Raw genomic sequence first — 5,620 nt, 5'->3', positions numbered from 1 at the left:
GGTTGGGGGCGTATAGTTCGCCTTCTTCGCTGCTTCGGCAGCAAAAATTTTGCTCTTTAACAGTACAGATTACCGATAAGTGTGAGTGCATTGAGCCTCACACTGCGACAAAAACAGACAAGATGTAGATTGGCTACATTGTGTCGGTTTCTTTGAAGCAGACCAGAAGTTATTAAGTTAGAGATTGAACATAAGAGTTTGATCCTGGCTCAGATTGAACGCTGGCGGCATGCTTTACACATGCAAGTCGGACGGCAGCACAGAGAAGCTTGCTTCTTGGGTGGCGAGTGGCGAACGGGTGAGTAACGCATCGGAACGTACCGAGTAGTGGGGGATAACTGTCCGAAAGGATGGCTAATACCGCATACGCTTTGAGAAGGAAAGCGGGGGATCTTCGGACCTCGCGCTATTCGAGCGGCCGATGTCTGATTAGCTAGTTGGTGGGGTAAAGGCCTACCAAGGCGACGATCAGTAGCGGGTCTGAGAGGATGATCCGCCACACTGGGACTGAGACACGGCCCAGACTCCTACGGGAGGCAGCAGTGGGGAATTTTGGACAATGGGCGCAAGCCTGATCCAGCCATGCCGCGTGTCTGAAGAAGGCCTTCGGGTTGTAAAGGACTTTTGTCAGGGAAGAAAAGCTTTGGGTTAATACCCTGGAGTGATGACGGTACCTGAAGAATAAGCACCGGCTAACTACGTGCCAGCAGCCGCGGTAATACGTAGGGTGCGAGCGTTAATCGGAATTACTGGGCGTAAAGCGAGCGCAGACGGTTTGTTAAGCAGGATGTGAAATCCCCGGGCTCAACCTGGGAACTGCGTTCTGAACTGGCAGGCTAGAGTATGTCAGAGGGGGGTAGAATTCCACGTGTAGCAGTGAAATGCGTAGAGATGTGGAGGAATACCGATGGCGAAGGCAGCCCCCTGGGATAATACTGACGTTCATGCTCGAAAGCGTGGGTAGCAAACAGGATTAGATACCCTGGTAGTCCACGCCCTAAACGATGTCAATTAGCTGTTGGGGTGCTTGACACCTTAGTAGCGTAGCTAACGCGTGAAATTGACCGCCTGGGGAGTACGGTCGCAAGATTAAAACTCAAAGGAATTGACGGGGACCCGCACAAGCGGTGGATGATGTGGATTAATTCGATGCAACGCGAAGAACCTTACCTGGTCTTGACATGTACGGAATCCTCCAGAGACGGAGGAGTGCCTTCGGGAGCCGTAACACAGGTGCTGCATGGCTGTCGTCAGCTCGTGTCGTGAGATGTTGGGTTAAGTCCCGCAACGAGCGCAACCCTTGTCATTAGTTGCCATCATTTAGTTGGGCACTCTAATGAGACTGCCGGTGACAAACCGGAGGAAGGTGGGGATGACGTCAAGTCCTCATGGCCCTTATGACCAGGGCTTCACACGTCATACAATGGTCGGTACAGAGGGTAGCCAAGCCGCGAGGCGGAGCCAATCCCAAAAAACCGATCGTAGTCCGGATTGCACTCTGCAACTCGAGTGCATGAAGTCGGAATCGCTAGTAATCGCAGGTCAGCATACTGCGGTGAATACGTTCCCGGGTCTTGTACACACCGCCCGTCACACCATGGGAGTGGGGGATACCAGAAGTAGGTAGGGTAACCGCAAGGAGCCCGCTTACCACGGTATGCTTCATGACTGGGGTGAAGTCGTAACAAGGTAGCCGTAGGGGAACCTGCGGCTGGATCACCTCCTTTCTAGAGAAAAGACGGGGCTTGGTGCATTCACACTTATCGGTAAACTGTGAATTAGAGATGCGAAACTGGTTGGGGGAACCCGACGAAGTTGGAGTAATCTGGGTTTGTAGCTCAGCTGGTTAGAGCACACGCTTGATAAGCGTGGGGTCGCAGGTTCAAGTCCTGCCAGACCCACCAAGAGATTGGGGGCATAGCTCAGTTGGTAGAGCACCTGCTTTGCAAGCAGGGGGTCATCGGTTCGATCCCGTTTGCCTCCACCAAAAGCTGATGGCAAATAAAAACGAGTTTGAAGAGCTGGTTTTTATTTGCGATTAAGAATTGCATTGATCTTTAACAAATTGGAAAGCCGAAATCAACAAACAAAGACAATGTTGGTTTTACCCGCCCGAAGCGATTCATTTGTCTTCAGGCAGCCTGCAAAGGCAAGGGTGAGACCACAGTAATTTGGGTGATGATTGTATCGTTTGTCTGTGAGTACAAAAGGCACAGGCAAACACACAACAAGCAGTAAGCTTTATCAAAGTAGGGAGTCTAAGTTAAACCGACTTGTCAACGGAAGGTTTAGCGAAGTCAGCAGGTTCTTCAAATGATAGAGTCAAGTGAATAAGTGCATCAGGTGGATGCCTTGGCGATGATAGGCGACGAAGGACGTGTAAGCCTGCGAAAAGCATCGGGGAGCTGGCAATAGAGCTATGATCCGGTGATGTCCGAATGGGGAAACCCACCGTATTCTGTACGGTATCCTTATCTGAATACATAGGATAAGCGAAGCGAACCCGGAGAACTGAACCATCTAAGTACCCGGAGGAAAAGAAATCAACCGAGATTCCGCAAGTAGTGGCGAGCGAACGCGGAGGAGCCTGTATATGATAGCTGTTGGGATAGAAGAAGGACTTGGAAACGTCCGCCATAGTGGGTGATAGCCCCGTATTCGAAATTCCAGCAGTGGTACTAGGTATACGACAAGTAGGGCGGGACACGTGAAATCCTGTCTGAAGATGGGGGGGACCATCCTCCAAGGCTAAATACTCATCATCGACCGATAGTGAACCAGTACCGTGAGGGAAAGGCGAAAAGAACCCCGGGAGGGGAGTGAAATAGAACCTGAAACCTGATGCATACAAACAGTGGGAGCCTCTTAATGGGGTGACTGCGTACCTTTTGTATAATGGGTCAACGACTTACATTCAGTAGCGAGCTTAACCGGATAGGGGAGGCGCAGGGAAACCGAGTCTTAATAGGGCGATCAGTTGCTGGGTGTAGACCCGAAACCGAGTGATCTATCCATGGCCAGGATGAAGGTGCCGTAACAGGTACTGGAGGTCCGAACCCACGCATGTTGCAAAATGCGGGGATGAGCTGTGGATAGGGGTGAAAGGCTAAACAAACTCGGAGATAGCTGGTTCTCCCCGAAAACTATTTAGGTAGTGCCTCATGTATCACTTCCGGGGGTAAAGCACTGTTATGGCTAGGGGGTCATTGCGACTTACCAACCCATGGCAAACTAAGAATACCGGAAAGTGCAATCATGGGAGACAGACAGCGGGTGCTAACGTCCGTTGTCAAGAGGGAAACAACCCAGACCGCCAGCTAAGGTCCCAAATGACAGATTAAGTGGTAAACGAAGTGGGAAGGCCCAGACAGCCAGGATGTTGGCTTAGAAGCAGCCATCATTTAAAGAAAGCGTAATAGCTCACTGGTCGAGTCGTCCTGCGCGGAAGATGTAACGGGGCTCAAATCTGTAACCGAAGCTGCGGATGCGCGCTTCATTAAATGAATTCAGATAGCTTGCCGGAGCGAAGCGACGGAAAGCATGCATTAAAGTCGAGTTTATTTAATGAAGCGCGCATGGTAGGGGAGCGTTCTGTAGGCCTGAGAAGGTGCATCGTAAGGTGTGCTGGAGGTATCAGAAGTGCGAATGTTGACATGAGTAGCGATAAAGCGGGTGAAAAGCCCGCTCGCCGAAAGCCCAAGGTTTCCTACGCAACGTTCATCGGCGTAGGGTGAGTCGGCCCCTAAGGCGAGGCAGAAATGCGTAGTCGATGGGAAACGGGTTAATATTCCCGTACTTTGATTCAATGCGATGTGGGGACGGAGAAGGTTAGGTTAGCAAGCTGTTGGAATAGCTTGTTTAAGCCGGTAGGTGGAAGACTTAGGCAAATCCGGGTCTTCATCACACCGAGAAGTGATGACGATTGTCTACGGACAAGAAGTAACCGATACCACGCTTCCAGGAAAAGCCACTAAGCTTCAGTTGAATCAGAACCGTACCGCAAACCGACACAGGTGGGCAGGATGAGAATTCTAAGGCGCTTGAGAGAACTCGGGAGAAGGAACTCGGCAAATTGATACCGTAACTTCGGGAGAAGGTATGCCCTCTGAGGTGAAGCACTTGCTGCGTAAGCTTTGGAGGGTCGCAGAGAATCGGTGGCTGCGACTGTTTATTAAAAACACAGCACTCTGCTAACACGAAAGTGGACGTATAGGGTGTGACGCCTGCCCGGTGCTGGAAGGTTAATTGAAGATGTGCAAGCATCGGATCGAAGCCCCAGTAAACGGCGGCCGTAACTATAACGGTCCTAAGGTAGCGAAATTCCTTGTCGGGTAAGTTCCGACCCGCACGAATGGCGTAACGATGGCCACACTGTCTCCTCCCGAGACTCAGCGAAGTTGAAATGGTTGTGAAGATGCAATCTCCCCGCTGCTAGACGGAAAGACCCCGTGAACCTTTACTGTAGCTTTGCATTGGACTTTGAAGGCACTTGTGTAGGATAGGTGGGAGGCTTAGAAGCAGAGACGCCAGTTTCTGTGGAGCCGTCCTTGAAATACCACCCTGGTGTCTTTGAGGTTCTAACCCAGGTCCGTCATCCGGATCGGGGACCGTGCATGGTAGGCAGTTTGACTGGGGCGGTCTCCTCCCAAAGAGTAACGGAGGAGTTCGAAGGTTACCTAGGTCCGGTCGGAAATCGGACTGATAGTGCAATGGCAAAAGGTAGCTTAACTGCGAGACCGACAAGTCGAGCAGGTGCGAAAGCAGGACATAGTGATCCGGTGGTTCTGTATGGAAGGGCCATCGCTCAACGGATAAAAGGTACTCCGGGGATAACAGGCTGATTCCGCCCAAGAGTTCATATCGACGGCGGAGTTTGGCACCTCGATGTCGGCTCATCACATCCTGGGGCTGTAGTCGGTCCCAAGGGTATGGCTGTTCGCCATTTAAAGTGGTACGTGAGCTGGGTTTAAAACGTCGTGAGACAGTTTGGTCCCTATCTGCAGTGGGCGTTGGAAGTTTGACGGGGGCTGCTCCTAGTACGAGAGGACCGGAGTGGACGAACCTCTGGTGTACCGGTTGTGACGCCAGTCGCATCGCCGGGTAGCTAAGTTCGGAAGAGATAAGCGCTGAAAGCATCTAAGCGCGAAACTCGCCTGAAGATGAGACTTCCCTGAGGGCTTGACCCTCCTGAAGAGTCGTTCTAGACCAGGACGTTGATAGGTCGGGTGTGGAAGCGCAGCAATGCGTGAAGCTAACCGATACTAATTGCTCGTGAGGCTTGACTCTATCATTTGAAGAACTTTGGATTCGGACATCGGATATCAGCAAACAGATATCCAACATAACGAATCAAAGTAATAAAAAGATAAAAGCTTACATAAGACTTGATGACACATCATCGCACCGTTGATTAAACAATAAATAAGTGAAGCAGCGCTTCATAACGGCTTACCAATTTGACAGTTTATGTTTGGCGGCCATAGCGAGTTGGTCCCACGCCTTCCCATCCCGAACAGGACCGTGAAACGACTCAGCGCCGATGATAGTACGGATACCCGTGTGAAAGTAGGTCACCGCCAAACCCCATCAATAAAGCCTCCTGCATCCGCAGGAGGCTTTT

2 tRNA genes and 3 rRNA genes are annotated in these 5,620 nt (G+C 51.2%); all 5 read left to right on the top strand.

What is annotated here, in order from left to right:
• The first annotated feature begins 186 nt into the window (after nt 1-186).
• Nucleotides 187-1,727, top strand: a 16S ribosomal RNA gene (locus HMPREF9371_RS10780).
• A 100-nt stretch (nt 1,728-1,827) separates the two neighbouring features.
• Nucleotides 1,828-1,904, top strand: a tRNA-Ile gene (locus HMPREF9371_RS10775).
• A gap of 7 nt (nt 1,905-1,911) precedes the next feature.
• Nucleotides 1,912-1,987 (top strand) — tRNA-Ala (locus tag HMPREF9371_RS10770).
• 333 nt (nt 1,988-2,320) lie between these two features.
• Nucleotides 2,321-5,286, top strand: a 23S ribosomal RNA gene (locus HMPREF9371_RS10765).
• Between the two features lie 183 nt (nt 5,287-5,469).
• Nucleotides 5,470-5,582, top strand: a 5S ribosomal RNA gene (gene rrf, locus HMPREF9371_RS10760).
• The 16S, 23S and 5S rRNA genes sit together here with 2 tRNA genes alongside, the layout of an rRNA operon.
• Nucleotides 5,583-5,620: the final 38 nt, after the last annotated feature.

The organism is Neisseria shayeganii 871 (assembly GCF_000226875.1).
Taxonomy (GTDB): Bacteria; Pseudomonadota; Gammaproteobacteria; order Burkholderiales; family Neisseriaceae; genus Eikenella; species Eikenella shayeganii.
This window is presented reverse-complemented; position numbering and strand designations above follow the sequence as displayed.